Origin of the sequence: Treponema sp. SP13 (assembly GCF_050938355.1) — a bacterium.
Taxonomy (GTDB): Bacteria; Spirochaetota; Spirochaetia; order Treponematales; family Treponemataceae; genus Treponema_D; species Treponema_D socranskii.
Genome location: NZ_JADOVM010000003.1, coordinates 307,878 through 334,201, shown reverse-complemented (window position 1 = coordinate 334,201; position 26,324 = coordinate 307,878). Strand labels below are relative to the sequence as shown.

At 51.3% G+C, this 26,324-nt stretch carries 23 protein-coding genes and 1 tRNA gene; 20 read left to right on the top strand and 4 right to left on the bottom strand.

Annotated features, from left to right (window positions below; translation table 11 throughout):
- Positions 1 to 26 precede the first annotated feature (26 nt).
- The 5 genes from IZU26_RS07825 to IZU26_RS07805 all read left to right on the top strand — a co-directional run bounded on the left by IZU26_RS07825 (position 27) and on the right by IZU26_RS07805 (position 5,960).
- Complete coding sequence (locus tag IZU26_RS07825; RefSeq protein ID WP_433278091.1) at positions 27 to 983, top strand: ACP S-malonyltransferase; 957 nt, start codon at positions 27 to 29, stop codon at positions 981 to 983.
- Entirely contained in the window at positions 983 to 1,726 is a 744-nt protein-coding gene (gene fabG, locus IZU26_RS07820; RefSeq protein WP_310822278.1) for a 3-oxoacyl-[acyl-carrier-protein] reductase, read from the top strand. The genes IZU26_RS07825 and fabG overlap by 1 nt, the downstream gene beginning before the upstream one ends.
- A gap of 97 nt (positions 1,727 to 1,823) precedes the next feature.
- Positions 1,824 to 3,074, top strand: coding sequence for a beta-ketoacyl-ACP synthase II (fabF, locus tag IZU26_RS07815; RefSeq protein WP_021329396.1), 1,251 nt, complete (start codon positions 1,824 to 1,826; stop codon positions 3,072 to 3,074).
- Between the two features lie 22 nt (positions 3,075 to 3,096).
- Positions 3,097 to 3,534 (top strand): 3-hydroxyacyl-ACP dehydratase FabZ, encoded by a 438-nt coding sequence (gene fabZ / locus IZU26_RS07810; protein WP_021329455.1) that lies wholly within the window; start codon positions 3,097 to 3,099, stop codon positions 3,532 to 3,534.
- Between the two features lie 137 nt (positions 3,535 to 3,671).
- The gene (locus tag IZU26_RS07805; protein ID WP_433278089.1) at positions 3,672 to 5,960 is read left to right on the top strand and encodes a DUF4954 family protein; all 2,289 of its coding nucleotides are present in this window, start codon (positions 3,672 to 3,674) and stop codon (positions 5,958 to 5,960) included.
- A gap of 5 nt (positions 5,961 to 5,965) precedes the next feature.
- Here IZU26_RS07805 and thrH read toward each other — a convergent pair whose 3' ends face one another.
- Both thrH and IZU26_RS07795 read right to left on the bottom strand, forming a co-directional pair.
- Positions 5,966 to 6,571: a bifunctional phosphoserine phosphatase/homoserine phosphotransferase ThrH gene (gene thrH, locus IZU26_RS07800; protein WP_038080410.1), complete on the bottom strand. Its 606-nt coding sequence runs from the start codon at positions 6,569 to 6,571 to the stop codon at positions 5,966 to 5,968.
- Between the two features lie 193 nt (positions 6,572 to 6,764).
- Positions 6,765 to 7,646 carry a hypothetical protein gene (locus IZU26_RS07795; RefSeq protein ID WP_433278086.1) on the bottom strand — a complete coding sequence of 294 codons (882 nt, stop codon included), beginning with the start codon at positions 7,644 to 7,646 and terminating at the stop codon, positions 6,765 to 6,767.
- 124 nt (positions 7,647 to 7,770) lie between these two features.
- Between IZU26_RS07795 and IZU26_RS07790 the strand changes: the two genes are divergently transcribed.
- The 5 genes from IZU26_RS07790 (at position 7,771) to IZU26_RS07770 (ending at position 14,148) form a co-directional block, all read left to right on the top strand.
- Complete coding sequence (locus IZU26_RS07790) at positions 7,771 to 9,000, top strand: dicarboxylate/amino acid:cation symporter (RefSeq protein ID WP_433278084.1); 1,230 nt, start codon at positions 7,771 to 7,773, stop codon at positions 8,998 to 9,000.
- A 302-nt stretch (positions 9,001 to 9,302) separates the two neighbouring features.
- Positions 9,303 to 10,226, top strand: a complete 924-nt coding sequence (locus IZU26_RS07785; protein WP_310822288.1) for a leucine-rich repeat domain-containing protein — start codon at positions 9,303 to 9,305, stop codon at positions 10,224 to 10,226.
- A gap of 280 nt (positions 10,227 to 10,506) precedes the next feature.
- The gene (locus tag IZU26_RS07780; protein WP_433278082.1) at positions 10,507 to 12,036 is read left to right on the top strand and encodes an ABC transporter ATP-binding protein; all 1,530 of its coding nucleotides are present in this window, start codon (positions 10,507 to 10,509) and stop codon (positions 12,034 to 12,036) included.
- A complete protein-coding gene (locus tag IZU26_RS07775) occupies positions 12,033 to 13,211 on the top strand; it encodes an ABC transporter permease (RefSeq protein WP_433278079.1) in 1,179 nt (392 codons plus the stop codon). The genes IZU26_RS07780 and IZU26_RS07775 overlap by 4 nt, the downstream gene beginning before the upstream one ends.
- Before the next feature lies 1 nt (position 13,212).
- Positions 13,213 to 14,148, top strand: coding sequence for an ABC transporter permease (locus IZU26_RS07770; protein WP_433278077.1), 936 nt, complete (start codon positions 13,213 to 13,215; stop codon positions 14,146 to 14,148).
- A gap of 51 nt (positions 14,149 to 14,199) precedes the next feature.
- Here the strand turns inward: IZU26_RS07770 and IZU26_RS07765 are convergent, their stop codons facing one another.
- Positions 14,200 to 14,955: an RsmE family RNA methyltransferase gene (locus IZU26_RS07765; protein ID WP_433278075.1), complete on the bottom strand. Its 756-nt coding sequence runs from the start codon at positions 14,953 to 14,955 to the stop codon at positions 14,200 to 14,202.
- A gap of 97 nt (positions 14,956 to 15,052) precedes the next feature.
- Here IZU26_RS07765 and IZU26_RS07760 point away from each other — a divergent pair, with 97 nt between their 5' ends.
- The 4 genes from IZU26_RS07760 (at position 15,053) to rsmG (ending at position 18,842) form a co-directional block, all read left to right on the top strand.
- Positions 15,053 to 16,297, top strand: coding sequence for a hypothetical protein (locus IZU26_RS07760; RefSeq protein WP_433278073.1), 1,245 nt, complete (start codon positions 15,053 to 15,055; stop codon positions 16,295 to 16,297).
- 64 nt (positions 16,298 to 16,361) lie between these two features.
- Positions 16,362 to 17,171 carry a hypothetical protein gene (locus IZU26_RS07755; RefSeq protein ID WP_310822297.1) on the top strand — a complete coding sequence of 270 codons (810 nt, stop codon included), beginning with the start codon at positions 16,362 to 16,364 and terminating at the stop codon, positions 17,169 to 17,171.
- Positions 17,158 to 18,147: a hypothetical protein gene (locus IZU26_RS07750; RefSeq protein WP_433278071.1), complete on the top strand. Its 990-nt coding sequence runs from the start codon at positions 17,158 to 17,160 to the stop codon at positions 18,145 to 18,147. The genes IZU26_RS07755 and IZU26_RS07750 overlap by 14 nt, the downstream gene beginning before the upstream one ends.
- On the top strand, positions 18,144 to 18,842 hold the full coding sequence (gene rsmG, locus IZU26_RS07745) for a 16S rRNA (guanine(527)-N(7))-methyltransferase RsmG (RefSeq protein WP_433278069.1): 699 nt from the start codon (positions 18,144 to 18,146) through the stop codon (positions 18,840 to 18,842). Before IZU26_RS07750 ends, rsmG begins: the two co-directional genes overlap by 4 nt.
- Positions 18,843 to 18,890: 48 nt before the next feature.
- Here rsmG and thyX read toward each other — a convergent pair whose 3' ends face one another.
- Entirely contained in the window at positions 18,891 to 19,727 is an 837-nt protein-coding gene (gene thyX, locus IZU26_RS07740; protein WP_433278067.1) for an FAD-dependent thymidylate synthase, read from the bottom strand.
- A gap of 194 nt (positions 19,728 to 19,921) precedes the next feature.
- Here thyX and IZU26_RS07735 point away from each other — a divergent pair, with 194 nt between their 5' ends.
- The 6 genes from IZU26_RS07735 (at position 19,922) to IZU26_RS07710 (ending at position 26,277) form a co-directional block, all read left to right on the top strand.
- Positions 19,922 to 20,971 (top strand): mannose-1-phosphate guanylyltransferase/mannose-6-phosphate isomerase, encoded by a 1,050-nt coding sequence (locus IZU26_RS07735; RefSeq protein WP_433278065.1) that lies wholly within the window; start codon positions 19,922 to 19,924, stop codon positions 20,969 to 20,971.
- Positions 20,972 to 21,051: 80 nt separating this feature from the next.
- Positions 21,052 to 21,750 (top strand): HAD family hydrolase, encoded by a 699-nt coding sequence (locus IZU26_RS07730; RefSeq protein ID WP_433278063.1) that lies wholly within the window; start codon positions 21,052 to 21,054, stop codon positions 21,748 to 21,750.
- Between the two features lie 16 nt (positions 21,751 to 21,766).
- Positions 21,767 to 21,839, top strand: a tRNA-Ala gene (locus tag IZU26_RS07725).
- Positions 21,840 to 21,929: 90 nt separating this feature from the next.
- Positions 21,930 to 23,063, top strand: coding sequence for a tyrosine-type recombinase/integrase (locus IZU26_RS07720; RefSeq protein ID WP_433278061.1), 1,134 nt, complete (start codon positions 21,930 to 21,932; stop codon positions 23,061 to 23,063).
- Between the two features lie 466 nt (positions 23,064 to 23,529).
- Positions 23,530 to 24,270, top strand: a complete 741-nt coding sequence (locus tag IZU26_RS07715) for a hypothetical protein (protein ID WP_433278059.1) — start codon at positions 23,530 to 23,532, stop codon at positions 24,268 to 24,270.
- A complete protein-coding gene (locus IZU26_RS07710; RefSeq protein WP_433278057.1) occupies positions 24,271 to 26,277 on the top strand; it encodes a terminase gpA endonuclease subunit in 2,007 nt (668 codons plus the stop codon).
- The last annotated feature ends 47 nt before the right edge of the window (positions 26,278 to 26,324 follow it).

Genomic DNA, 26,324 nt, shown 5'->3' with positions numbered 1-26,324 from the left:
GTCATTTTGATTTTGACGAGGTACCAATGAAAAAATATGCTTTTTTGTTTCCGGGTCAGGGCGCACAGGAACCCGGCATGATGAAAGACGTGTGCGAATCTTTTCCCGAAGCGCGTACGCTGCTCGATTCCGTTTCATCGATTACCGGGAGGGATATGGCAAAGCTTTTGTGGGAAACGGATCAGGCGGAATTGAGCCGCAGCGACAACAGTCAACTCGCGATCACGTCCGCCTCTCTCATGGTTTCCGAAGCGTTGAAATCGAAGGGTATCGTGCCGTCCGCTGCTATGGGATTCAGCCTCGGCGAATTTCCGGCGCTCGGCATTTCGGGCGTGCTTTCGTTTGAAGACCTCATCCGTGTCGTGCAAAAGCGCGGCGATATAATGCAGCGCGTGTGCGAAGAAATCGCTTCCGCAAATGCAGGTCATGCTCCGGGCATGAGCGCGATTATCGGTTTGCCGCCGGAAAAGGTGCAGGAAATCTGCTCCGGTCTTTCGGACGTGTACGCCGCAAATTTAAACAGCGCCAAACAGACGGTTATCAGCGGTACGGCCGACGGTCTTGCCGCAGCCGAAAAAGCGTGTACCGAAGCGGGCGCTCGGCGCGCGATCAGGCTTTCGGTTGCAGGCCCCTTCCATTGTCCGCTCATGCAAAAAGCCGCCGACGAATTTGAAAAAGCGATCGCGGACGTAACGTTCGCCGATCCTAAAATCGATTTGTTCAGCAACGTAACCGGAGAAAAAGTTCTCAAAGGAAGCGATGCGAAAAAAAATGCGGTGCTGCACTTGACGAATCCGGTACGGTGGACTCTGGAAGAAAAAGTGCTCGCCGATGTCATGGATGCGGATTCCGCAAACGAATGGCGCGTGCTTGAGCCGGGTGTCGGCAAAGTGCTGAGCGGGCTTTGGCGCGATTCTCCTTTCGGCGAAAAGCGGCCGAGTACACCTGTCAATTCGGCCGAATCGATAGGCGGAGTCGAGTGATGCTGCTTAGGGGTAAAAAGGCGCTCGTCACGGGATCGAGCCGCGGCATCGGTCGAAAGATTGTAGAAACTTTTTTGCACGAAGGCGCTGAAGTATGGGGGCTCTGCTCGCATCCGTCGGAAGCGAAATCGGAGCTGGAACAGTTCGCCTCATCGCACGGTACGGCTTTTCACGAACTTGTCGCCGATGCGGGAGATGCCGCCCGCCTTTCGGAAGTCGTTAAAGAAGCGCTTTCGGCTTCCGGGGGATTCGACGTGCTCGTCAATAACGCGGGCATCACGAAGGACGGTCTTTCGTTTCGCATGAAAATCGAAGATTGGCAAAAAGTTCTCGATGTCAATCTCACTGCGGTGTTCGTTGCAACGCAGATCGTTTCAAACGATATGATTCACAAAAAATCAGGTTCGATAATCAATATGTCGAGCATCGTCGGCATACACGGCGGTGCTGGTCAGGTCAACTACAGCGCGAGTAAAGCTGGTCTTATCGGCTATACGAAAAGCCTTGCAAAAGAAGTCGGTTCCCGCGGCGTACGCGTAAACGCCGTAGCGCCAGGCTATATAGAAACGGACATGACAAAGGCGGTGAACGAAAAAGCGCGCGAAGCGTGGGTCGCTCAGATTCCGCTCAAACGTGCGGGGCAAACCGAAGACGTCGCGAACGCGGTGCTGTTTTTGGCAAGCGATCTGTCGGCATACGTTACGGCCCAAGTGCTCGGCGTAGACGGCGGCATGGGCGCGTGAGGCTATGGACGCCTCCGAAAATCATGCCGGATTTTTGGAGACGCTTTTATGTTATTGATTAGTAATTTTATAACGGAATGAACAGGAGTTGGCGGTTATGGAAAAGAGGCGGGTTGTGATAACGGGTATCGGGGCGATTACCCCGATCGGAAATTCGGTTGCGGAAACGTGGGCTGCGGCAAAAGCGGGTAAAAGCGGAGTTGCGCTCATCACACATTTCGATGCGAGTACGTTTAAAGCGCGGTATGCGGGCGAAGTAAAAAACTTCGACGCGACCAAGTATATGAATCCCGAAGCGGCGCGCAAGATGGCGCGCTTTTCGCAGTATGCGGTCGCCGCGGCAAAAATGGCGCTCGACGATGCATCTATTGAAGCGAACAGCGATGTTATCAAAGACGCTGCGATCTTTATGGGCGTCGGTATCGGCGGTTTTGAAGTGAACGAAGACTGCTGCATCAAATATTCGCAGAGTCCGCAGCACCGTCTGCCGCCTATGACGATTCCCGAACTGATTCCGAATGAAGCATGCGGTAACATTTCCATGGCTCTCGGCATTCACGGGCCGGCACACACGGTGACGACTGCATGCGCGAGCGGTTCGGACGCACTCGGAGATGCACTCGATTTTATCAGAGGCGGCAGGCGCGATATCTGCCTCGCCGGCGGAGCCGAGAGTACGATCAACGGATTCGGCATCGCGGGTTTTGAAGTGCTCCACGCGCTTTCGACTTCTTTTGCCGACAATCCCGCAGCGGCAAGCCGTCCCTTCGACAAAAGGCGCGAAGGTTTTGTCATGGGTGAAGGCAGCGCGGTATTCGTGCTCGAAGAATACGAACATGCGAAAAAACGCGGCGCGAAGATATACGCCGAACTCGCAGGCTACGGCGGAACGAGCGACGGTTATCACTTGACCGCTCCGAACCCCGACGGCGTTTGGGGAGCGGCGGCTATGACGGAAGCGCTTAAAGACGCGGGCGTAAAACCTGAAGAAGTGCAGTATTACAACGCGCACGGAACGGCGACGAAAAAGAACGACCCCTGCGAAACGCAGATGTTGAAGATCGCGTTCGGCGAAGAAAACGCGAAAAAGCTGCACATATCGTCGACGAAGAGCATGACAGGACACTGCCTCGGAGCTACCGGTGCAATCGAAGCGATGTTTGCAGTCAAAGCAATCGAAGAAGGCTTTATTCCCCCGACGATCAATCTCGACGAACAGGATGTCGAAGGCGGCTGCGATTTGAATTATACGCCGAACAAAGGCATCGAATGCAAAGTCGACTGCGCCATGAGTTCGACATTCGGCTTCGGCGGACACAACGGCGTTATCGTACTGAAAAGAATTTAATATTTTCCGAACGGGAGACACTATGGTTACGAACGATATCGCTTCTCTTTTGCCGCATCGAAAGCCGTTTTTATTCGTCGATGAAATACTTTCGTGCGATGAAAAAGGCAGCGTAAGCACGCGAAAATTTACCGACGACGATTTCTTTTTTAAGGGACATTTTCCGCAGTATCCCGTCGTGCCCGGCGTTATCCTCGTTGAAACGATGGCACAGGCGGGAGGAGCGGCGCTCAGCTTTCAAAAGAAATTTCAGGAAGACAGTTTGTTTTTTCTCGCTACGGTCGATAAAGTGAAGTTTCGAAATCAAGTGCGTCCCGGCGATACGGTGCGTATGGAAATCGCGAATCTGCGCGTTTCACCGCACATGGTAAAGCAGTCGGGTAAAGCCTATGTCGGCGACGTTTTGGCGGCGGAAGCCGAATGGATGTGCCTCGTCGGAAGCGAAAGCGCCGTACGATAACCACCGCCGTTTCCGGCCGGTTATGCGTTTCCCTATAAGACCGAGATGAGTCTGTCGAAAAAGTAAGCGCCTTTTAAGACAGTCCTTCCCTTATACGATTTGACAAAGTCGTATGTCCATATATACAATAAAGCGTTATGGTACAGGTAACGCATACGAATAAATGTTCGCTCTCCGTTTCCGTCCCGTCCGAGCTTACGGCGGGGAAGCGGAACCTTACGCAAGCGGAAATCGAAGCGCTTGAAAAAAATCAAAACACGTCCGACGATCCTTCGTGGCAAAACTTTTACGTCGATGCGGAATGCTTCGACGCCTCGCTCATACGCGATTCGTCATTTTCCGGTTTTATCGTTTTGGGAAAGCTCAGGCACGCCGCGCTGAAATATCACGACCTCGAACTCGAAGAAGGTATCTACGCTTCCAAATTGATAAACGCCGTGACGGGTGACGACAACGTGATCCGAAACGTCGCGTACTTTGAAAACTACCGGCTCGGAAAAAACGTCATGCTGTTCAATATACAGGAGATGAGCTGTACGACGCATTCGAAATTCGGCGAAGGGATTTTAAAAAAAGGCGAGCCGGAAGAAAACCGTATATGGATCGGCGTCGCAAACGAAAACGGCGGGCGGGAAGTGCTTCCGTTTAAAAGCATGATTCCCGCCGACGCATATCTGTGGTCGCGCTATCGCGAAGACGGCGCTCTTATGAAGCGATTTGTCGAGCTTACGGAAAAAGGTGCTTGCTGTAAAGGAGCGACGTACGGGATTGTTAAAAATAATGCCGTCATAAAAAATACGACGCTTTTAAAAGATGCGGAAATCGGAGAATGCGCGTACATCAAAGGCGCGTTCAAATTGAAAAACATCACAGTGCTCTCTTCGGAGGCGGAGCCGTCGCAGATCGGCGAAGGCGTCGAAATGGTAAACGGCATTATGGGAGCCGGCAGCCGCGTCTTTTATCAGGCGGTTGCGGTGCGCTTCGTCATCGGAAAAAACTGCCAGCTTAAATACGGCGCACGGCTTTTGAATTCGGTGCTCGGAGACAATTCGACCGTGTCGTGCTGTGAGATTCTTAACAATTTGATATTTCCGTTTCACGAACAGCATCACAATTCGTCTTTCCTCATCGCATCGACTATCATGGGGCAGTCGAATATCGCATCGGGCGCGACGATCGGCAGCAATCACAATTCGCGCAGTCCCGACGGCGAGCTCATCGCTTCGCGCGGATTTTGGCCTTCTCTTTCGAGCGATTTTAAACACAACAGCCGATTCGCGTCGTTCGTCCTCATCGCAAAAGGCTCATACCAATACGAGCTCGATATCCCGTATCCGTTTTCGCTCGTTGCGCTCGGGGAAAACGGCGATCGGAGCATACGCATTTTTCCGGCGTGGTGGTTTATGTACGATATGTTTGCCCTCGTTCGAAACCGTTACAAATTCAAAAAACGCGATAAGCGGGTCGTGCCGGTGCAGCACATCGAAACGGATCCCTTTGCTCCCGATACGATGCAGGAGATTATGACGGCGCTCGACCGCATCGTCCGTTTGACGGCGAAAGAGCGGATACCCCATCGCGGACAAACGGAATCAGGTATACACGAAACGGAGGATGTACGAATGCGCGGGAAAACACGCGGCTTCGGAATTCGGACGAGTGCGGATGCAACCGACGGATTCGAAGACGCCGCAGGTGGAAATACTGCAAACGGTACACGCGAAGACGATACGGACAAGGAGCGGATCGCGGAAACGAAGACGTTTTTTGAAAAAAATCCCGACGCCGATTTTACCCTTTCCGACGCGCAGTGCCAGAAAAGATACGGCGCGACGGTATTTCGGCCGGCGTATGCGTATCACCAATACCGGAAAATTATTAAATATTTTGCCGCGAAAACGATAATCGAATACTGCGATGAAAACGGCATCGCATCCGTTTCGCCTGCCGTCCTTGCGGAAATCGCGCGGCATCCGCTGTACACCGGGTGGCTCAACGCGGGCGGACAGATTATCCCGCTCGAAAAAATCGATGAACTGCGTGAAAAAGTAAAGCGCGGGGAAATCGCGAGTTGGGAAAAAGTGCACGCCTTTTACGATGCGTGTGCGGCTTCCTACCTCGCCGACAAAACGCGCTATGCGCTCTATCTTTTGGAATGCATCTACGGCGTTCCCTTTGAGCGATGCAGCGCGGAGCAATACCGCAACCTCGTCGAAAGCGTCGCCGCCGTTTCCGACGATATGTACGCATTGTCGGTGTCGTCGCGTGAAAAGGATTATACCGATTACTACCGAAAAATGACGTACCGGAACCGCGAAGAGATGGACGCGGTGCTCGGCACGATAGACAGAGATGACTTTTTAACGATGCTGAAAGACGACACGGAGCGCTTTAATAAAAAATTGCGCCGCGTATTCACGGTTTAAAACCGTCAGCGCCCCATCGCGTTTTTAATGCCGGCGAGGAGCTCCGAGTATTCGGTGTATGCCGGCAGAGAAGGATTATCTTTAATAATCTGCTCCGTCGATTTGAATAAAAATCCCGCTTTGGAAGCTTTGATCATCGCGAGGTCGTTAAACGAATCTCCCGCCGCGATCGTTTCGAAACCGACAGACTGCAGCGCTTTTACCGTTGCGAGTTTGCTTTCGGGGCAGCGCATTTTGTAACCGGTGATCTTTCCGCTTGCGTCGTGTTCCAGCGTATTGCAGAAAATCGTCGGACGACCGAGCTTTTCCATAAGCGGAGCGGCAAACTGTTCGAAAGTATCGCTCAAGATGAGCACTTGCGTAAACGAACGCAGTTCGTCGAGAAAATCTTTTGCACCGGGCATCGGGTCGATTTTTTTAATCGTTTCGCGGATTTCGTTCAAACCGAGATTGTGTTTGTCGAGAATATCGATCCGGTAACGCATCAGCGTATCGTAGTTAGGTTCGTCGCGCGTCGTGCGCCGCAGTTCGGGAATGCCGGTCGCTTCGCTGAACGCGATCCATATTTCGGGGACGAGCACGCCCTCAAGGTCAAGACAAGTGATAAACATACGGACAGTATAGCGTATCGAAGCGTTTTGTAAAAGGCCGCATATTTTCATATTTTGATAAATAAACGACCCGGCCGGTTTTCGTTTTACGAGAGCGACATCGCAGTGCGGACGAAAAACCTAATGCGCGCTTATGCAAGGTTATCTCCTACGCACCCGAGCTGCTATAACCGGCGAAGCGAATACACGGGTGCTATCGAAAGCGCGAAAGGAGATTTTGTCCCAGAGAACCCGGCGCCTTCGATCCGGCTTTTATCCAAGAAAGCGACTGTTTTGCACTGCGCCTTTTTATCCCGTCAAGGACGGCAAGGTAATCGGCGAGCCAAGATGCGAGAGAGCCGTCTTTTTCAGCCGCATCGTTTTGGACATCGCATGAGACGAGCACGACGGAAACGTTTTGTTTGTCTCCGGCGTAAGCTGCGATATTGTCGGCAAAGGCGGTAAATGCGGCTTCGGCGCTGCTGACAAAGGGACCTGCGGCGGAGGCGGTACTGCTCCGAATCGCCGAAGAGCGAATGACATCCGCCATGCTCGGATGATGACGCACGATATAGATGAGCTTACCGCTTTCTTTGCGCTGTTCGATGCGGCTGAGGATTTCCATCGTTAAGTAGTGATAGCCCGAAATCATCGTGTCGATTGCGCGCGTACATTCTTCGGGCGAAAGCGCCGTAAACTGCTGCGCGTATACGGCAGCGTCGAAATAGAGCACCGTTTCATCGATGACCGTAAATGCGTTTTCCGCCTGGAGCACGAGGGAACGGGCGGAAACGGACGAAGGCCTGTTCCACGATGCGATGACGATATCGCCTGCCGTGACGGCCGCTCCGTCGCTTTCGGGATTGCCCGTTACGACGACATTGTATCCTGCGAGCGCCATGCCGTCGGCAAAGTCTCCGCCGTAGGGCAAATCTTTTCCCGCAATCAAAATTGTCTTTTCCATACACGATACTATAACATACTGTTGCGCAAATAAAAAGTCGTCGTTCGCATGAGTCCGCTTGATGTCGTTCCAATCGATATTTCGGATGACGCCGTTTTGCCATCCCGCCTTCCGCGCTTCGGTAACCCTCATTCCCGCCGTCGCTCCCGCTCGCGGCGGGAACGCTTCGCGGCGCTCCACGCGGGCATAGGCCGGAACGAAACGTACGGCGTGCGTGCGATTGTACGAAGTGCGGACGCTGTGCTATACTGATCGTATGAAACTTTGGCTCAAGTATTTAATCGGAGCGCTGCTCGGTGTCGCGCTTTCGTTTGCCGTGCCGTCGACTTCGGAAGCCGCGTCTTCCGCACTCGCTTTTATTACGGAAGTGATCGTCCGCTTCGGCAGATATATCGTCGTACCGCTCGTTTTTTTTACCGCGATGACGGCAGTCAACAAACTGCGCGAATCGAAGATGATTTTAAAAACCGGTATGTGGACGGCAGCCGTAACGATCGCTTCGGCATTGCTTTTGACTTTTATCGGCCTCGTCGCGATTTTGGCGATCCGTCTGCCGCGCATTCCCATCACTGCGGATAAAGCCGCCGAAGCCGCTTCTCTCAACATAAACGATTTGATACGTGCGCTCTTTCCGTCGTCCGCATTTGAAACGCTCATAAACGGTACGTTTTTGTTTCCCGCATTTTTGTTTGCGTGTTTTTCAGGCGGCGCGTGTACCGGCGATCAGGCGGCATTTCGTCCGATCGTGACGATTACCGACGCGCTTTCAAAGCTCTGCTACAATATCGTAACGCTCTTTACCGAAGTCCTTTCGATCGGCATGATAGCCGTCATGTGCAGCTGGGCGATACAATTCCGCACGGTCGTCACAGGCGGCACTTTCGTTCCGCTCATCCTCCTCCTGTTCGGCATACTCATACTCGTCGCGGGCGGCATCTACCCCGTGCTCTTGCATTATATTTGTCACGATCCGCACCCGTACCGCGTGCTCTATGCGAGTCTGTGTTCGATCATTACCGCGTTTTTCAGCGGCGATACGAACTTCGTGTTGCCGATCAATATGAGAGCGGGTAAAGAAAGCCTCGGCATCAGGCGCAGAATCAACGGCATCGCGTATCCGCTCTTTTCGATTTTTGCGCGCGGCGGGGCGGCGCTCATCGTGACGGTAGGCTTTGTCGTCATCTGGAGATCCTACGCATACATGACGATTCCCGTAAGCAATATCCTGTGGATTTACTGCATGTCGATCGGCTTATCGTTTTTGCTCGGCGGACTTCCTGCAGGCGGCCCCTTTATCGCGCTTACGGTGCTGTGCACGCTTTACGGACGCGGCTTTGAAACGGGCTATCTCCTTTTGCGCCCCGTCGCTCCGATCCTCTGTTCGTTTGCCGCAGCTTTCGACGTTTTGAGCGCGATGTTCGGAAGCTATATCGTCGGTGTGAAAACGCACATGATAGAGCACCATTCGGTACAGCATTTTATTTGATACGATTGAAGGAGTGCAGCGATTCTTTGCGAGAACGCCGACGCGAAACGCTTTGCGCTGAACATAATTTGCATACATAAGCGTGAATCGCAATCGAAGCCGCCCTTGAACGGTATTATATTGCGTGCGCTTATGAATCCTCATAAGTTGTTACCGGTTTTAGGCAAAATTGTTTTCTGTGGTGAAGCAATGCGTTCTCTTACAAAACTGCGGTAAGAGTGATACGGTTTATCCTCGACATCCGTGGCCGGGATAAAAAAATATTTAGTGGAAAGAAGAATCATCAATACGGAGGTGTTACAATGAAACATACGATAAAAACATTTTTTACGCTCGCTTTGGTACTGGCGCTGTTCGGTATGACCGCATGCAAAGGTCCGAGTGACAACAGCAGCGACAGTACGGACGAAGGCGTAAGGCCATGGACGGCCGAACTTACCCTCAGTTCCGATAAGCTTGGCATTAAAGTTACGGTCACAACCGATGACGGTACTCCCGTTACGGTAGAAGGCTGTACCGAAACGGAACTTAAAAGCGGTACCGAAACCGACCTGAACGCAAACGGCACGACGGTAAAGCTTACGGGAAAAATCACTGCGCTGTCCTGCAGCAACAATAAGCTTACCGGACTTAACGTGCGAGGCGGCTTAACCGCATTGCGAAGTCTGTCTTGCGATAAAAATGAACTTGCCTCTCTCGATGTGCAAGGCTGTACCGTTTTGTATAATCTGTCCTGCGATAGCAATAAGCTTCCCTCTCTTAACGTACAAGGCTGTACTGCTTTGAAAGAGCTGCGCTGCGAGGAAAATCAACTTGCCGAACTCAATGTACAAGGCTGTACCGCTTTAAGATGGTTGGGCTGCTACGGCAACAAGCTTGACACCCTTAACGTGGAGGGTTTTACCGCTTTGTCAATGCTGACCTGTGCAAAAAATCAGCTTACTTCTCTTAACATACAGGGCTGTACCGTTTTGGGCTATTTGGACTGCTACGGCAACAAGCTTGACGCAGCCGCACTTACAAAGATTTTGAACGACTTACCTGTATATGAAGGCGGACTTTGTACGCTTTATACTGAACAAACCGACGTTACCGAAGACAATTCTAAAGACTTTACCTCGGCAACTGCCCCGGCGGATCTGAAAGCCGCCTTTACCAAGGCAAAAACCGAAAAGAAGTGGACGATGAAAAAGTATAATGCAAGCGGAAATTCGGTTGAAATTTAATGTAATTAATGGGCACATGTGCGAGGTTTCGGGGACGCGGATGCTTTCACAATCTCACTATCGGCCGGAAGAGAATTCTACCATGATGCCGTCATAACGCAGCAGTTGAATTGTCAAGTATGTAGAAAATATTGAGGCGGCATTCGGTGTAAAAGCCGGAGAGCTGCCTCGATTTTTATCTGCCGCATATCACACACTGCCGGCAAAAAATCCTATACCGCAATTTTGCAATCTGTGCTATACTGTTTTATACAATATCAGTGCATAATCGGAGGCGTGAATGGGCGGCGATAATTACGTAATCGAAATGCTTCACATCAGAAAGGAATTTCCCGGCATCGTTGCGAACGACGATATCACGCTGCAGGTAAAAGACGGTGAAATCCACGCGATACTCGGCGAAAACGGCGCGGGCAAATCGACGCTCATGAGTATTTTGTTCGGGCTCTATCATGCCGACGGCGGTACGATAAAAGTACACGGTAAAGAAGCCGCTGTCAAAAATCCGAACGATGCGACGCGACTCGGCATCAGCATGGTGCATCAGCATTTTCAGCTCGTGCGCAATTTTACCGTCACCGAAAATATCATTCTCGGAAACGAAGGCGCTTTCGTGCTGCACCGGAGGGAAGCGTCGAAAAAAATTAAAGCGCTGAGCGAAAAATACGGACTCAACATCGACCCCGATATGAAGATCGAAGACATTTCCGTCGGTATGCAGCAGCGCGTCGAAATACTCAAAATGCTGTACCGCGATGCGAAGATATTGATCTTCGACGAACCGACGGCAGTGCTTACGCCGCAGGAGATCGACGATCTCATGCGGATTATGAAAAATCTCGCCAAAGAAGGCAAATCGATTATCCTCATCACGCATAAGCTCAATGAGATAAAGACGGTCGCCGACCGCTGTACGATTATCCGGCGCGGCAAAATGATCGGTGTCGTCGATGTCGCATCGACGAGTATGCAGGACATGGCGGCGAAGATGGTCGGTCGTCCGGTAAATTTTAAAGTCGATAAAGCGCCGTCGCATCCGGGGCGCGCGATCCTTGAAATCAAAAATCTCTCCGTCATGAATGCGAAAAACGTTGCAGGCGTCAAAAACTTTTCGCTTTCGGTACACGAAGGCGAAATCGTCGGGCTTGCCGGGGTCGACGGGAACGGGCAGAGCGAACTCGTCGAAGCGATCACGGGTTTGACGCCGATCGCAGACGGTTCGATTTTTATCGACGGGGAAGACGCAAGCGCTTTTACAATCCGCGAGCGCAACGAAAGCGGCATCGCGCATATTCCGGAAGATCGGCAAAAGCGCGGCATTATCCCGACCGAATCGATTGCGGAAAATATCGCCGTCAAAGATTTTTACCGCTGGCCTTTCAGCAAGCGGGGTATCCTCGACGACAAATATATCAATTCATACGCCGAAGACGTCGTTAATAATTTCGATGTCCGCTCGGGCGAAGGAATAAAATCGCCTGCGGGAAAACTTTCCGGCGGAAACCAGCAAAAGCTCATCATCGGCCGCGAGCTTTCCGTTAAACCGAAACTGCTCATCGCCGTTCAGCCGACGCGCGGACTCGATGTCGGTGCGATCGAATATATTCACAAACAGATCGTCGCGCAGCGTGACAAGGGAAACGCCGTGCTGCTCGTTTCGCTCGAACTCGACGAAGTGTTCAATCTGTCCGATAAAATCGCCGTTATAAGCGGCGGCGAACTTATCGATATCGTAAAAACACAAGAGACGAACGAACACGCGGTCGGTCTTATGATGGCGGGCGTCAAACACGGAGGAGCGCAGCGATGAAGCACGGGGCAACGCATATCGAAAAACGCGGAAAAGCGAAAAAACGGAAGGGTGAAAAAAACGAAGATCGTAAAAGCGGGCCGTTTTTAATTGCGCTGAGTGCCGTCGTGCTCGGTCTTATAGCGGGCGGCATTCTCATGGCGGTTATCGGAGAAAATCCGCTTGAAGCGTATCTCTATATGTTCCGCGGCAGCCTTATGAATTCGGAGCGCGTCGGAAACATGATCGCCGTTTCGACGACGCTGTTTTTTACAGGCCTCGCGTTTGCGTTCGCGTATAAAACGGGCTTGTTCAATATCGGCTGTTCCGGGCAAATGCTCGCGGGCGGCATAGTCGCGACGATAGCGGCGCATTATCTCTTTTTGCCGCGTCCGCTCTATCTCATTGCATTGATCCTGTGCGCAGTGCTCGGCGGGGCGCTGTGGGCTGCGATCCCCGGTTTTTTTAAAGCGAAATTCAACGTGCACGAAGTCGTATCGACGATTATGATGAATTGGATCGCATATTGGAGCGTGTATTATTATATTCCCGCGTATCTCAAAGGGCCGTCGCTTGAAACGGAAAGCTCCGCAATCGCCGTAACGCAGTCGCTCCGTACTCCGTGGCTTACAAATCTCTTTGCCGGTTCGACCTATATCAATTTAAGCGTTTTTATCGCGGTCATCGCACTCGTCGCCGTGCAGTTTTGCTTGAGTAAAACGACGCTCGGTTTCAGTTTAAAAGCCGTCGGCGCAAATAAAAGCTGCGCGGAATATGCGGGCATCAGCGTCAATTCGAGCATTGTTTTGTCCATGATGATTTCGGGTGCGCTCGCGGGACTGGCCGGTCTTTCCTATTACACGGGCTATTCGCTCAATATGCAAATCGGCGTCATGCCTTCTCAAGGCTTCGACGGCATAGCGGTCGCCTTACTCGGCGCTTCGACGCCCGTCGGTGTTTTGCTCGCGTCGATATTTTTCGGCATACTGCAGTCGGGCAAAGGATTTATGAACGCGATGACGTCCGTTCCGCCTGAAATCGCCGACACGATCATATCCGTCATCATTTACTTTACCGCGACGAGTATTTTGTTCGAACGGCTGTGGAACGGTGTTTTCCGTGCCATGCGCGGAAAGCGAAAAACAAATAGTAACAATGCCGATAGCGCGCAGCGTACGGCGCAGGGAGGCCGCTGATATGTGGGAACTTTTTTCGCAGATTTTTCCGTACGTCATCGCATATACGATTCCCATGCTCGTCACGAGTTTGGGCGGCCTCTACAGCGAACGTTCCGGCGTTACGAACTTGGGGCTTGAAGGACTCATGCTTTCAGGCTATTTCGGAAGCGCATTCGTCATCAAACTCACCGAAAACGTATTGCCGCACGGCGCGTATACCGCCCTCGGCTTGGCGGCGGGAGTGCTGTGCGGTATGCTCGTCGCGTCGCTTCACGCGTTCGCATCGATCAATCTGAAAGCCGATCAGACGATTTCCGGAACGGCGATCAATATGCTCGCGGCCGCTCTCACCGTGTACGTCGCGCGCCTCGTCACCGGAAGCGGCAATATTCCTATTGTCATGGGCATCGTACGCGACGACATTCCGTTTCTTTCAAAGATTCCCGTAATCGGCGCGCTGTTTTTTTCGCGCTCGTACTGGTCGACGTGGCTCGTGCTTGCGGTGTGGAGCTTTTCGTTTTGGCTTTTATACAGCACGTCCTTCGGTTTGCGTCTGCGCGCCTGCGGCGAACATCCGTCGGCGGTAGAAAGCGCAGGCGTCAACGTGCACAGGATGCGCTGGTTCGGAGTGCTCGCAAGCGGTGCGCTTTCGGGACTCGGCGGCGGCGTTATGCTCGTCACGTACAGCGGTGAGTTCAACGGCAGCGTCGCAGGTCTCGGCTTTTTGTCGATCGCGGCGCTCATCTTCGGGCAGTGGAAGCCGCTCGGTATTTTAGGCGCGACGTTCTTTTTCGGATTTTTTACGACGCTTGCAAACGTGTCGCAGGCGATCCCCGCGCTCAACGTCGTGCCGACGGTCATCTTCAAAGTATTCCCATACATCGTCACGCTCGTAGCTCTCGTCTTTTCATCGAAGCACATGTCCGCGCCTGCAGCCGACGGAATTCCGTATTGAAATCTATGCCGGAAAAGAGAGCGCTTTTTCGGCAAAATTGTTTATCTTAAATTAGCCCAATATTCCCATTTCCGCCAAAATGATCGAAGCTGCGGCCGTCGCCGCGGTTTCCGTGCGCAAAATCCGCTCTCCCATCGAACAGCGCGTATAACCGCAGTTTTCGAAGCGCGCGCGCTCGGCATCCGTCCAACCCCGCTCGCTTCCGATTGCCGCGATAACGGGACACGGAAAAAGTTTTTCTCCCTTCTTTTCCGAAAGAAAGGCTGTAAGCGAAAAAGGTGCGCTTACGTTATCGAGCGCAATTTTAATCGCGCGCTCTTTATCCGCGGCGGCAATACACTCGGCAAGCGTTTCGTGCAGAGAGAGGCAAGGCACGTGCGTGCTTCCCGCTTGAGCACTTCCGTCGAGGAGCATTTTATACGCTGCTCCCCGCTCGACGAGCGACGACTGCATATAGGATTTTTCACCGAGTTCCGTCCCCGTCAAAAAAATGTGCGAAGCGCCGAGACCCGCGACGTCGCGCAAAAGACGCTTGAGCTGGATCGGACGCGGAAATCCGACGATGAGCGTAAGAGGCGAAAGCTCTTTTCCGTCCGTTTCGGGCGTAAACGAAAATCGTATGGCGCCTCCTTCCGTTCCGGAGCTTATATCCGTAATCAAAGCTTTTCCCGCCATTCCTCCGATGACGCCTGCGCTGAATGTGTCGCCCGTTTTTTTGTGAAGAATCTTTACGATATGCCGTGCGCGTTCGTCGCAAAGCGGAAGCGGATTATCGATTTCATCGGCGGTAAAAAGACAGATATTCATAATTTTAAAAAGCGGCGTTTTAAAAATAACCGCCGCGGAAAAATCCTAATTCAATCGGTCGATTTAATCAAGCGCAAAATTATGCTATAATGCGGCCATGCGAAAAAATCGATTCGACGATATGACGTGGCCCCTTATGCTGTCCGCGTTTTCGAAAAGCGCAAGCCTCCCGATCGCCTCATATCACCGTATCCTCTCTCCTGATTTTCCCGAATTTATTAATAAGTATGTCGATCTTCCGATTTTGCAGCGGCTTTCGGGGATCGGACTTTTGTGCGGCACGGATTGGACGCCGCTTTATCGAAATCGATTTTTTTATTCGCGGCTCGATCACAGCATCGGAGTCGCGCTCATATTGTGGCACTTTACGCACGACAGGGCTGAAACGCTCGCAGGTCTTTTGCACGACGTTTCGACGCCCGTTTTCAGTCACGTTGCGGATTTCAGAAACGGAGACGCGCTTACGCAGGAATCGACGGAAAACGAAAACGAATCGATGATCCGAAACGACGATGCCCTTTGCGCTAAACTTCGAACCGACGGTATTTCGATCGATGCCGTTGCCGACTATCATGTCTATCCGCTTGCGGACAACAAGCTCCCGCATCTTTCGGCTGACAGACTCGAATACATGTTTCCCTCGGGAGCCGCGCTTGAAGGAAGCTGGACGCTTTCCGAAATCGCAGAAGCCTACGGCAATATCAATATCTGCATCAATGAAGACGGAGAACGCGAGCTCGGCTTTCGAACGCAAAAAATTGCGGAAACCTACTGTGAAAAAACTTGCCGGACGGGGCACATTCTGCAGCTCAACGAAAACAAACTCGCGCTCAAGCTGCTTTCGGATATCGTCGACCGCGCGATCGCGATCGGGTTGATCGCCGAAAAAGACTGCTATGAAAAAACCGAGCGCGAAATCGTCGCCCGATTCGACTCGTTCAGTGAAAGCGTACAAAGCGGAAATGCAGCAAGCAAAAAATTGTATGGCGGAGAGGCGACCGGCGACAACCGTGATGTCGTGTGCGCCGCTTCCCGTAACCCGCCAGCTTCCGCTCTGCAAAAAGAATTCGTTAAACGCTGGCGAACGTTCCGAACGATGACGCGTATCGAACATACGGAAGACGCATTGCCCGATCATTTTTGCGTATCGCTCGACGTAAAGATGCGCTATATCGACCCGCTCGTCATCGGCGACGGCGAAAGTGCTGCCGGAGCGCGGCGGCTTACGAGCGTTTCAAAAAAATCGGCTGCCCTCATCGAAGATTTTCTTTCGTGGCGCGATACGAAATACGGATGCGCCGAGTACGCATTTCCTCTGCACTTTACGGAAAAAAACGGGTAAAAGCGCATAAGCGCGTGCTGCATATGCGCTCGCAAACTCCGTACGATTTCGCTATACTTGACCTATGGACAACGCAAAAATCAAAGAGCTCCTCCTCGACATTCAAGACACAAAGCTCGACTTTACGGTCATTCAATCGGGAAAAGAGAGCCGGCGCGTCAACGGTTTGTATAAACCCGATACGCATGAAATTATTTTGCACAATAAAAATTTTAAAACCGACAACGAAATGATTTATACCGCCGTCCACGAATACGCGCATCACCTGCTCACCGAAGAAGCGCTTGCGACGATGGGCGACACGGCGCTCCCCAACGCAAGGGTGCACACGCAGGCGTTTTGGGCGAAGTTCAACGAATTGTTGATCATCACCGAAAAAAAGGGTTACTACGCGCTGAACATTCAAAGCTCGCCGGAACTCGAAAAACTCACCGAAGAGATCCGCAAAAATTACCTTGAAAAAAACGGCGAGCTCATGCAAGAGTTCGGACGGCTCCTCGCAAAAGCCTACGATCTCTGTGAAAAAGCCAATATCCGCTATGAAGATTACATCGACCGCGTGCTCTGCCTCCCGCGCAATTCCGCACGCGATATCCGAAAGCTCGGCATGGAAAACGTCAATCCCGCCCTCGGCTACGACAATATGAAATTCGTCGCGTCGCTCAAAAATCCCGACGACAGAAGCGCCGCGGAAAAGCAGCTTTTGCACGGAGGAAGCCCCGACAGCGTGCGCGCCCTTATGCGGCGTAAAAGCTCGGACGATGCCGACGATAAAAAAACGAAACTCGAAAAAGAAAAAAAACGCATCGAGCGCGCGATCGAACAGCTGCAAAAGCGGCTCGAATTCGTGGAGGCGGCAATTGAAAATATGTAAGATCATGCCGGCGGTTTTCGCTTTTGCAATCGTATCGACCGTGATGCCGCTTTCGGCGCAAAACGGAACATCGTCCGGAAGCGTAAAACAGAATGCTCCCGTAACGGCGCCTGTTATGCCGACCCCTCCTTCGATGCCGACGCTGAGCGTTCCTTCGATGAGCGCTCCTCATTATACGCCCGGCCGAAACACCGCCGCACAGCAGCAGACGAACACAGGCTCCGATCCCGCCGCAAACGAAACGCCGCCGCAAACAATGCAACGGATACCGAGCGGCAAAGCGCAAAGTACCGAGCCGGCAGATGCAAACAGCTCGAAAAAATTATCCGCCGTTACAGCTGCAGACTTAACGGCGCTTGCAAACAAAGGTCTCCTTAACAATTTTTATTCGCTGCTCGGCGCGTCGGGAAACGGCGCGCTCCTGCCGGGCGGCACAACAACGGGCGGTCTATCGTCAGGCGGAATATCTTCCGGTGCGGCGCTGCCGTCTTCATCGAACGCGATGCTCGAAAAAATCCTTTCGGAGCTTGACAATGTAAAAAAACAAAATGCCGAAGCGGTAAAATCGAACGAAGAGCAGCCCCTCGCCTCTTCCGCGCGTCCCGGTATTCTGCGTTTTATCGTAAACGGCTACGATGTCCTCTCTTCGTGCCGTGCCGTGTATTTCAGCGACGTCGGGGAAGACGGCACGTTTTTGCTGACGGGCGACAGAACGTATACGGCAAACGGGCAAAAGCGGATGGAAACGTTTTACTTACTCTTTCGGCCGGCAGGAGCAGCGGGATTTTCGGCGCAGTATAAAGTGGAATGCTCCGTCGTACAGGATTATACGAATGTGCATTCGTTCATGTATCGGCTTGCATCGCTCGGCAATTTAAGTGCGGCAAAAACCGGCAACCTCGTTTCGTTGCGCACATCCGATCCGAATTGCCGTGCGGATTTACTCATCGACATCGGAAGCGCGAAACAACAATGAGCGACATACTGAACGAGGGGCTTTCCGAGCTCGGCTTTGCACAGTCTTCGATTCCGCTTTTTGCGCAAAAGCTCGGCACGTACATAAAAGAAATGCAGCTATTTAATTCCGCGTACAATCTCGTCAACACGAGCGACTTCGAAGAGCTTGCCATTCGTCACGTATTCGACAGTCTCGCCGCACACGATATTATCAACTCGCTTGCGGCAGACATACGAAACGTCGGCGTCACCCGCAGCGGCGATATCCTCATCGGCGATATCGGTTCGGGAGGAGGACTGCCGGGCATTCCGCTTGCCGTCGTCTTTCCGCAATTTCGCTTTACGCTCGTCGAACGCATGGACAGGCGATGCGCCTTTCTCGAAAACTGCGCCGTAATGCTCGGTTTGCAAAACGTTGCCGTGCAAAAATCGGAAGCCGAAAAAATTCCGCATGAAAGTTTTGACATAGCGGTGTTCCGCGCGCTGAAACCCCTCGACGCTCGCTTTGCAAAAACGCTTTTATCGCTTATAAAAAAAGGCGGATATCTTGCCGCATATAAAGCGAAAAAAACGAATATCGAAAAAGAAATGGACGCGATACGTTCGGTCATCGCCGATTATACGGCTCTCGAAGTGCGCGTGCCGTTTATGAAAGACGCCGAGCGGAACATCGTCGTCGTAAAAAAAATAAGTATACCGCAACACAGCGCATGACGCGGCATTGAACACTTCACACGAATAAAAACCGCTTTTGCCGGCACGCTACAGCTGCACTCCCGTCCGCAGTTTTTCTTCGAAACGTTCGCGCTTTTTTCCTTCGAGCGGATTTTGTTCTCCGGAAAGTATTTTGCGCAGCGCTTCCATCTCTTCGCCCGAAAAGCGCACGCCTTCGTTTATGTGATTGATAAAGGACTTCGTCGCAAGAGGGGCGACCGTGCGGCACAGCGCAAGGATAACTTTCGCGTATTCGCGGATTTCATACTGCGCGTGTCCGTCGAGCCTGAGTTTTAAAAATCGAAAGAGATTGTGCAGATCCATTTGCCAATAGAATTCGGTATAGAGCGCAAGCGGCAAATCGATACGCGCGATTTCCCGCGCAAGAGACGCATCGATGAGTTTCGTATACGTTTCGTAGGAAACCTTTTGTCCTTCTTCGAGCGCCGCTCGGATATTTTCCGCTTCGTCTTTTGAAAAGGGTTCGGCCGCCCTACCCTGTTTGTTGTCCTTACTCTGCGGTGCGATATTTTCATCGGAGGGAACGTAGAACTCGTCTTTCATGATCGAATAACGGCCGGACACTTCGTTCATCCTGCCCGTGCGGTGGCGCACCCATTGACGCGCGACGAAGATCGGCATTTTAAGGTGAAAGGTCATCACCACCTGTTCAAAGGGAGAAGTGTGTTCGTGGCGCAAAAGATAATCGATGAGCGCGCCGTCCTGCGAAACCGTCTTCGTTCCTTCTCCGTACGAAACGCGCGCCGCCTGAACAATCCGCGCGTCTCCGCCGAAATAATCGACAAGGCGGACAAAACCCTTGTCGAGCACGGGATATTCTTTATCGAGAATCGCTTCCGCTTCGGGAACAACACAGTGAGCCATATATATTCCTCTTGTACATGTGCGTATGTATTATGCATCCAACTTTTCAATTGACAAGAATATAACAAATTTCCGTGCACAGTGCAATATTCGAAAAATGCTCATTCGGACGTATCCCTCGCTTCGCTCGGGTCAGGCTTTCCGGCGTTACGCTGCCGCTTGCCTTTCGGCGCCAAGCGTGATACAGTAGTCCCATGTTGCCCGTAATCCTTTCGGGCGGTTCGGGCTCGCGCCTGTGGCCGCTTTCGACACCCGACGTACCCAAACAATTTCTTCCTCTCACGGACGCAAAGCGGACGATGATCCAGCAGACGGTCATGCGGCTCGACGGTCTCGATTTTATGTCGTCTCCGCTCGTAATCTGCAACGAACACCATACCGCACTCGTCCGCTCGCAGCTTTCGGACATCGGCAAACTGCAGCGTCCCGTCATGCTCGAACCGGTCGGGCGCAATACCGCACCGGCGATCGCGGCGGCAGCTCTGTACTGTACAGAGCACGAAGGCGACGGGCTTATGCTCGTTCTCCCCTCCGACGCAACGATTTTAAACGTACCCGTATTTCAAAAGGCGGTCGCAAAAGCGCATAAAGCCGCATTGAAAAACAAATACGCGCTCTTCGGCATTGTGCCTACAAGGGCGGAAACGGGATACGGCTATATCGAAACCGAAGCGGGTATGCTCGAAGATGCACGTCCGGTCAAAGCCTTCAAAGAAAAGCCGGACGAAGCGACCGCCCGGCGATACGTTGCGGAAGGAAATTATTTTTGGAACAGCGGCATGTTTGCAATTCCCGCCGAACTCTACCTCGCGGAGATAAAAGCGTTCGCGCCTGAAATGCTGTCGCACGTAAAAGATGCGTATAAAAATGCCGAACGGACGGATACGGCCGTAAAGCTCAATAAAAGCGATTTCGAAGCGATAGAAGGCAATTCGATCGATTACACCGTCATGGAACACACGAAAAACGCCGTCGTCATTCCGCTCGATGCGGGTTGGAGCGACGTCGGCTCGTGGAACATGGTGTGGGAACTTTCCGAAAAAGACGAACTGGGAAACGCGGCGAACGGCATCGCTTTTTTCAAAGATGCCTCCGGCAATCTCATTCACACCGAAAACGGAAAAGCGGTCGCACTGCTCGGCATAAAAAATTGCGCCGTCATCGAATCGAAAGACGGACTGCTCATCGCCGATATGCAGTACGTACAGGAAGTAAAAAAAGCCGCCGAACGCTTTTTAAAATAACGCGAACTTTTAAAAATTGCAATTATTAAAGGCTTGCTTTGAACATTTTCTACCCGTCAATACACAGGAGCAGCGACAGCATGAAAATCACACGCCTTATATTCGACCTCGACAGTACGCTGTATGCTCCGACTGCAGGCATCACGGCAGGATTTTCGGATCGCACGCTTTCGTTCGTTTCGGATTTTTTTAACATAAGCCGCGAAGAAGCGCGCGCAAAGCGCCTTCGCAATCTGCCGAATTTTTCCACGACGCTCGAATGGCTGCAAAGCGAAGGTCTCACCGATGTCGAAGGCTATTTGGCGTATATGCACCCCGAAAGCGAAGCGGACGAACTGGAAGCCGATGCAAACCTGCGCCCGCTTCTCGAATCGATCGGCATACCGAAATCGATTTTAACAAATTCGCCGCTCGAACACGCCGAGCGCGTCCTCAAAAAATTAAACGTCGCCGACGAGTTCGAATCGATTTGCGACATACGCGATTGTAATTTCAGAGGCAAACCCTACGAAACCGCTTACCGCGCCGCTCTCAAAAAATGCGGCGGCACGACGGACAACAGCCTCTTTTTCGACGACCAATTCAAATACGTCGACGGATATGCGGCGCTCGGAGGAGTCGCCGTCCTCGTCGGCACTCACAACGGCACGCCTCTGGGAGCGGGAGCATCTCCCGCGCTGAGCGCCGCTTCCGCGCCTCCTTTGCACCCCGGACGTGTGCTCCGCATGGCCGATATTTATGCACTGCCCGCCCTCTTGAAACAAATCGCCGATTTATAGTATAATGGTGAAATACGGGGATATAGCTCAGTTGGTAGAGCGATAGGTTCGCAATCTATAGGTCACCGGTTCGATCCCGGCTATCTCCACTTTTAATTCTTTGCATTATAAGTAATTGCAAGCCTTGTATTGTTTTAAAGTACAGGCAGAATGTCAATAAAATATCAAGGACTTGCATTATGGATTATCATGTATTCAAAAAGCCGGTTGTCGGCAAAAACGGAAAAATCGAAAAACGTTGGTACTACTGGTATGTTTTAAACGGCAAACAGTATCAAAAGATTTGTAAAAACTGCCGAACGCGTGCCGAAGCGGAAGCGTTTATCAGTGAACTTCCCGATGTTAATAAATTAAAATTATTAATTTCAGATGTCGCGAAAGATATGTACTTGCCCGGAAGCGAACACGTTTCACGTCGAGAGCAACTCGGCCGATCGGTCGTACGTGAGACGTTGCATGAGGCGCGTATTTTTACCGACCATATTATCAAACGATGGGGATCGTATCGCTTAGATGAAATTACCGTCAGTGAAGTCGGAAATTATTTGATGGCATTACCGCGTTCCGGATCGTGGAAAAACCGATATGTTTCTATTTTTCGGGAGATATTTGATGAGGCAGCGTGGTACAATGTAAAAGTAATGAAACCGAATTTTCCTCGCTTCGCAAGAAAACGCGGTGATTATGACGTTTTATCTTCAGATGAGCTTAAAATTCTGTTTACGCAAGAGAATTTTACAGCGGAAAAAACGGATGCGGAAACGTTGTTCCTGTTTTTTTATTGTACCGTATATGCAGGTTTGCGTATAAGCGAAACGCGGGCGCTTCGTACAAAACAATTTTTATTTGATAGAGATGCGTTGATTATTGACGGTTATTGCAAGCGAGACGGCACAAGAACGAGTTTTAATAAAAAAGGCTCGATTGAGAAACCGAAACATCGTGCCGTTTGCTTGCCGGAAGATTTGGTGGCTCGTATGCAACTCTATATAATACAACGAAATAAAAAACCCGACGATTTTGTTTTTACCAATGCTTTCGGCGATCCATTACGAGTTGAATACATGGAAGATGTCTTTACTCGCGCGCTGGGCAGGGCGAAAATAAACACTACCGATAGAAAGCTCACGCCGCATTCGTTGCGCTATACGTATATTACAAAAATGCGGCGTATGGTCAGCGGCGATGATGTTATGAAGCTCGCAGGGCATACCGAAGTCGGCATGACAGATTACTACAATACCCCTTCAATCGAAGACGCCCTTGCCGGTATTGCCGATTTAAAGCCGGCAGTGAAACGGCTTTTTGATTAATTTTATCTTTTTCCATAGCAAACATAGCTGATTTTCTGCGAGAGAATCGAATTTGAAAAAAAACGAAAAAAAGTGAGTTTTTCATTTTTTTTCGTTTTTTTTTATTTTTCAATTTTGTGTATTTTACCACGTTTTTTTAATGATTTATATTCATTAATATAGCTATTTATATACGGTAAAGCGGTAAAGTAATTTGTATATGTATAAGTCAGTACCTTGAGATAAAAAAATATCGTCTTTTTTATCTATAGCGAATTAAGTTTATCACGGCAAAAATGCACTACTTTCTTACTGTTTGCCGATAAAATGTTTTACCGAACAAAAGGTACTGTGACAGGGGGATACGGGGTGCAATTATTCGGCGGCGAGTGCCTTTAAAAATTTGTGTGCCATGTCCGGTGTCGGGTTTGCTTTTAGTTTACATCCATATAGCGATTTAACACGAATGTCTTTACAGTTAGCAAGTATGGAAGTGTCATTAGCTGAATTTGCACGTATGGCGGGAGTTTCCCGCGCGGCAATTTCAACGAAAAAGAAAAATCATACACTCGTCATAAACAGCGCCGGAAAACTCGATACGGATAACCCGCTGAACCGCTCGTACCTCGATCGCCGCCGGCAAATGTCTCGACAGCAATTCGAGGCGCGCCGAATCGCAGAGGAAGCGACTGCGCAGGCGACTTCTCACGTGAGAAGTGCCGCGTATACGGCTGCCGTACCGTATGCAGGAAACGCAACCGGCACGACGGGCGCGGCGCAGGAAGCGTTGAATATGACGCTCCGCGATCTCGTCATCAAACACGGGAGCATAGACAACATAGAACGCTATGCGAAAATCCTGCGCGATTTGACGGCGGCCGACGAACGCGATCAAAAAATACAGGCGCGCCGTCTTACGCAAGTGCCGAGAGATTTCGTCGTCTCGCGGCTGTTTTCGTTCGAAGATCAGCTGATGAATAAACTGCTGGATGTACCGGAAAATGTCGTCGATCAAATTATCGCCGTCGCAATGGCGGACAGCGATACGAAACGGCAGGATATTATTAATATTTTAAGCGACAATCTGACGCGGTGCGTCGCCGGAAGTAAAGAGCATATCATAAACGAAGTGAACGCCCTGCGCGGAAAATACGAACGGCAGGAAACGGAAGCCGACGCCCTCGCCGAATTGAACGATCGCTTAGATACCATACAGCGGGAGACGTAAATGCTTGATGCAGGGAGTATCAATGCGAGCGATATCGATTTTATTGTCGAACAGTTTTCGCGTCTGACGGAAAAACGGAGCTACCAAAAACCGAGTGAATACATCGAAAAGGTGCGCTATATTGACCGCGCGCTTTCTCCGTTTCCCGGCAAATTCAGCTACGAAAAATTTCCGTATTTTCGCGAGATCGTCGATTGCTTCGCGCCTGACAATCCTACGCGGCGCGTGTACCTGATGAAAGGCAATCAGATCGGCGCGACGACGGGAGTGCTTGAATCGATTATGATGTATTACATCGGGGCGGTACCGTCGCCGGTGCTGTACGTACTGCCCGATGAGGGCATGGCGCGCGATGCGATGCGAACGAAAATCGAACCGACGATAGACAACTGCGGACTGCGGCCGCTTATTTTTGCGCAGTCGCGAAAAGCGGCGGGATCGAAAAACACGGGCGATACGTCGCTGAAAAAAGAATATACCGGCGGGTATCTGCACGCTACCGGCGCCGGCAGCGGAAACCGCTTCCGCAATTTTTCATACAAAATCGAACTTGTCGACGAAGCGGACGGCATGGAAGCGAAGATAAAAGGCGAAGGATCGATTTACGATATTGCGCTCGCGAGGCTCGACGCATATCCGAATTCAAGCAAGCTCTATATCGGCTCGACGCCGAAAGAAGAGCGCTCGTCGATTATTAATAAATTGTTTCATGACGGAACGCAGGAATATTTTTACGTGCCGTGCAAATACTGCGGAACGATGCAAAAACTCGAATGGTGCGTATGGGACGAAACGCGGACAAAACAGATAGGCGGTATCGTTTGGGAAAACGACGAAAATTATGTGCCGAAGCTGGAGACGGTCGGCTACCGATGTCCGCACTGCGGCGGCGTGATGAAAAATTACGACAAGGCGATCATCATGCAAAAGGGCGAATGGCGCTCCGACGTCGCCGCACATGATTTATTTACGCGCTCGTTTCATTTGACCGCGCTGTATAATCCGCCGGGAATGTTTTCGTGGGAAAATTATGTAACGTCATGGGCGGCGTGTTGGGATTTGAAAGAGAACCGCGTGAAGGACATTGAAAAGTATCGCGTTTTCAGAAACTTAAAACAGGGCCTGCCCTTTCAGGAAAAGAACGAAGGCATTAAATACGAAAAAGCGGTGGTTCACCGTCGGACGGGTTTTGCGCGCGGACACGTGCCGAACGAACTTGCGTCGCAGGATTCCGGCAGTGCGATTTTAATCGTCGTGTGCAGTGTGGACGTGCAGAAAAACAATCTGTTTGTCGATACCAAAGGCTATTCGTGGGGCGGCGTTACGTGGACGCTCGATTTTTTTTCGATCGACGGGCCGACGGAAGATTTCAACGGGCCGTGGGATAAACTCGCCGCGTATATCGACGAACACGTATTCGACGGAGATGACGGAAAGCATTACAAAATCGCGATCACGCTTGTGGATTCGGGCCGCTATACGGACTGGGTGTATTCGTTTGTCGGACGGTTTTCGACGGGTGTGTACGCGTGTAAGGGTATGGACTGGATTAAAAACGGCGAAACGTATCAGCTGTTTTCGCCCGCGACGCTTGCGCGTATCGGCTTGCCACTCGCCTATCACGTCAACACGGGCAAGCAAAAAGACCGCATCAGCAACGCGCTCAATTCGCTGCAGTGGAACGAAGGCGAAAAACAGCCGGCGTGGTATCCGAATTTTCCGGAAGATTTTCACGACGATTATTTCCGTATGTTCGAAGCGGAAGAGAAAGTCGAAGTCATCGACAAAAATACGGGACAATGGCTTAAAACGATTTGGCGGCAAAAGTTCGGCGCGGCGAATCACGGCTTCGACACGTATGTCTATAACCGTACGGCGCTTGAAATTTTCGCGGACGATATCTGCAGGAACACGCTCGGCATCGGGCATTTGGAGTGGGAAGCGTTTTGGAACTACGCGAAAGCGGGCGAGTTTTACTGGGCGGACGCGGACACGCCGACGACATAATTTTATTAATTTTTTTTTATTTTTGCCTCTTGACAAATTCGCCGTTT

Excerpts from the sequence above, each read along its gene's own strand:
- IZU26_RS07825 (WP_433278091.1), top strand. The coding sequence starts at position 27 with ATGAAAAAATATGCTTTTTTGTTTCCGGGTCAGGGCGCACAGGAACCC.
- fabG (WP_310822278.1), top strand. The coding sequence starts at position 983 with ATGCTGCTTAGGGGTAAAAAGGCGCTCGTCACGGGATCGAGCCGCGGC.
- fabF (WP_021329396.1), top strand. The coding sequence starts at position 1,824 with ATGGAAAAGAGGCGGGTTGTGATAACGGGTATCGGGGCGATTACCCCG.
- fabZ (WP_021329455.1), top strand. The coding sequence starts at position 3,097 with ATGGTTACGAACGATATCGCTTCTCTTTTGCCGCATCGAAAGCCGTTT.
- IZU26_RS07805 (WP_433278089.1), top strand. The coding sequence starts at position 3,672 with ATGGTACAGGTAACGCATACGAATAAATGTTCGCTCTCCGTTTCCGTC.
- thrH (WP_038080410.1), bottom strand. The coding sequence starts at position 6,571 with ATGTTTATCACTTGTCTTGACCTTGAGGGCGTGCTCGTCCCCGAAATA.
- IZU26_RS07795 (WP_433278086.1), bottom strand. The coding sequence starts at position 7,646 with ATGAGGGTTACCGAAGCGCGGAAGGCGGGATGGCAAAACGGCGTCATC.
- IZU26_RS07790 (WP_433278084.1), top strand. The coding sequence starts at position 7,771 with ATGAAACTTTGGCTCAAGTATTTAATCGGAGCGCTGCTCGGTGTCGCG.
- IZU26_RS07785 (WP_310822288.1), top strand. The coding sequence starts at position 9,303 with ATGAAACATACGATAAAAACATTTTTTACGCTCGCTTTGGTACTGGCG.
- IZU26_RS07780 (WP_433278082.1), top strand. The coding sequence starts at position 10,507 with ATGGGCGGCGATAATTACGTAATCGAAATGCTTCACATCAGAAAGGAA.
- IZU26_RS07775 (WP_433278079.1), top strand. The coding sequence starts at position 12,033 with ATGAAGCACGGGGCAACGCATATCGAAAAACGCGGAAAAGCGAAAAAA.
- IZU26_RS07770 (WP_433278077.1), top strand. The coding sequence starts at position 13,213 with ATGTGGGAACTTTTTTCGCAGATTTTTCCGTACGTCATCGCATATACG.
- IZU26_RS07765 (WP_433278075.1), bottom strand. The coding sequence starts at position 14,955 with ATGAATATCTGTCTTTTTACCGCCGATGAAATCGATAATCCGCTTCCG.
- IZU26_RS07760 (WP_433278073.1), top strand. The coding sequence starts at position 15,053 with ATGCGAAAAAATCGATTCGACGATATGACGTGGCCCCTTATGCTGTCC.
- IZU26_RS07755 (WP_310822297.1), top strand. The coding sequence starts at position 16,362 with ATGGACAACGCAAAAATCAAAGAGCTCCTCCTCGACATTCAAGACACA.
- rsmG (WP_433278069.1), top strand. The coding sequence starts at position 18,144 with ATGAGCGACATACTGAACGAGGGGCTTTCCGAGCTCGGCTTTGCACAG.
- thyX (WP_433278067.1), bottom strand. The coding sequence starts at position 19,727 with ATGGCTCACTGTGTTGTTCCCGAAGCGGAAGCGATTCTCGATAAAGAA.
- IZU26_RS07735 (WP_433278065.1), top strand. The coding sequence starts at position 19,922 with ATGTTGCCCGTAATCCTTTCGGGCGGTTCGGGCTCGCGCCTGTGGCCG.
- IZU26_RS07730 (WP_433278063.1), top strand. The coding sequence starts at position 21,052 with ATGAAAATCACACGCCTTATATTCGACCTCGACAGTACGCTGTATGCT.
- IZU26_RS07720 (WP_433278061.1), top strand. The coding sequence starts at position 21,930 with ATGGATTATCATGTATTCAAAAAGCCGGTTGTCGGCAAAAACGGAAAA.
- IZU26_RS07715 (WP_433278059.1), top strand. The coding sequence starts at position 23,530 with ATGGAAGTGTCATTAGCTGAATTTGCACGTATGGCGGGAGTTTCCCGC.
- IZU26_RS07710 (WP_433278057.1), top strand. The coding sequence starts at position 24,271 with ATGCTTGATGCAGGGAGTATCAATGCGAGCGATATCGATTTTATTGTC.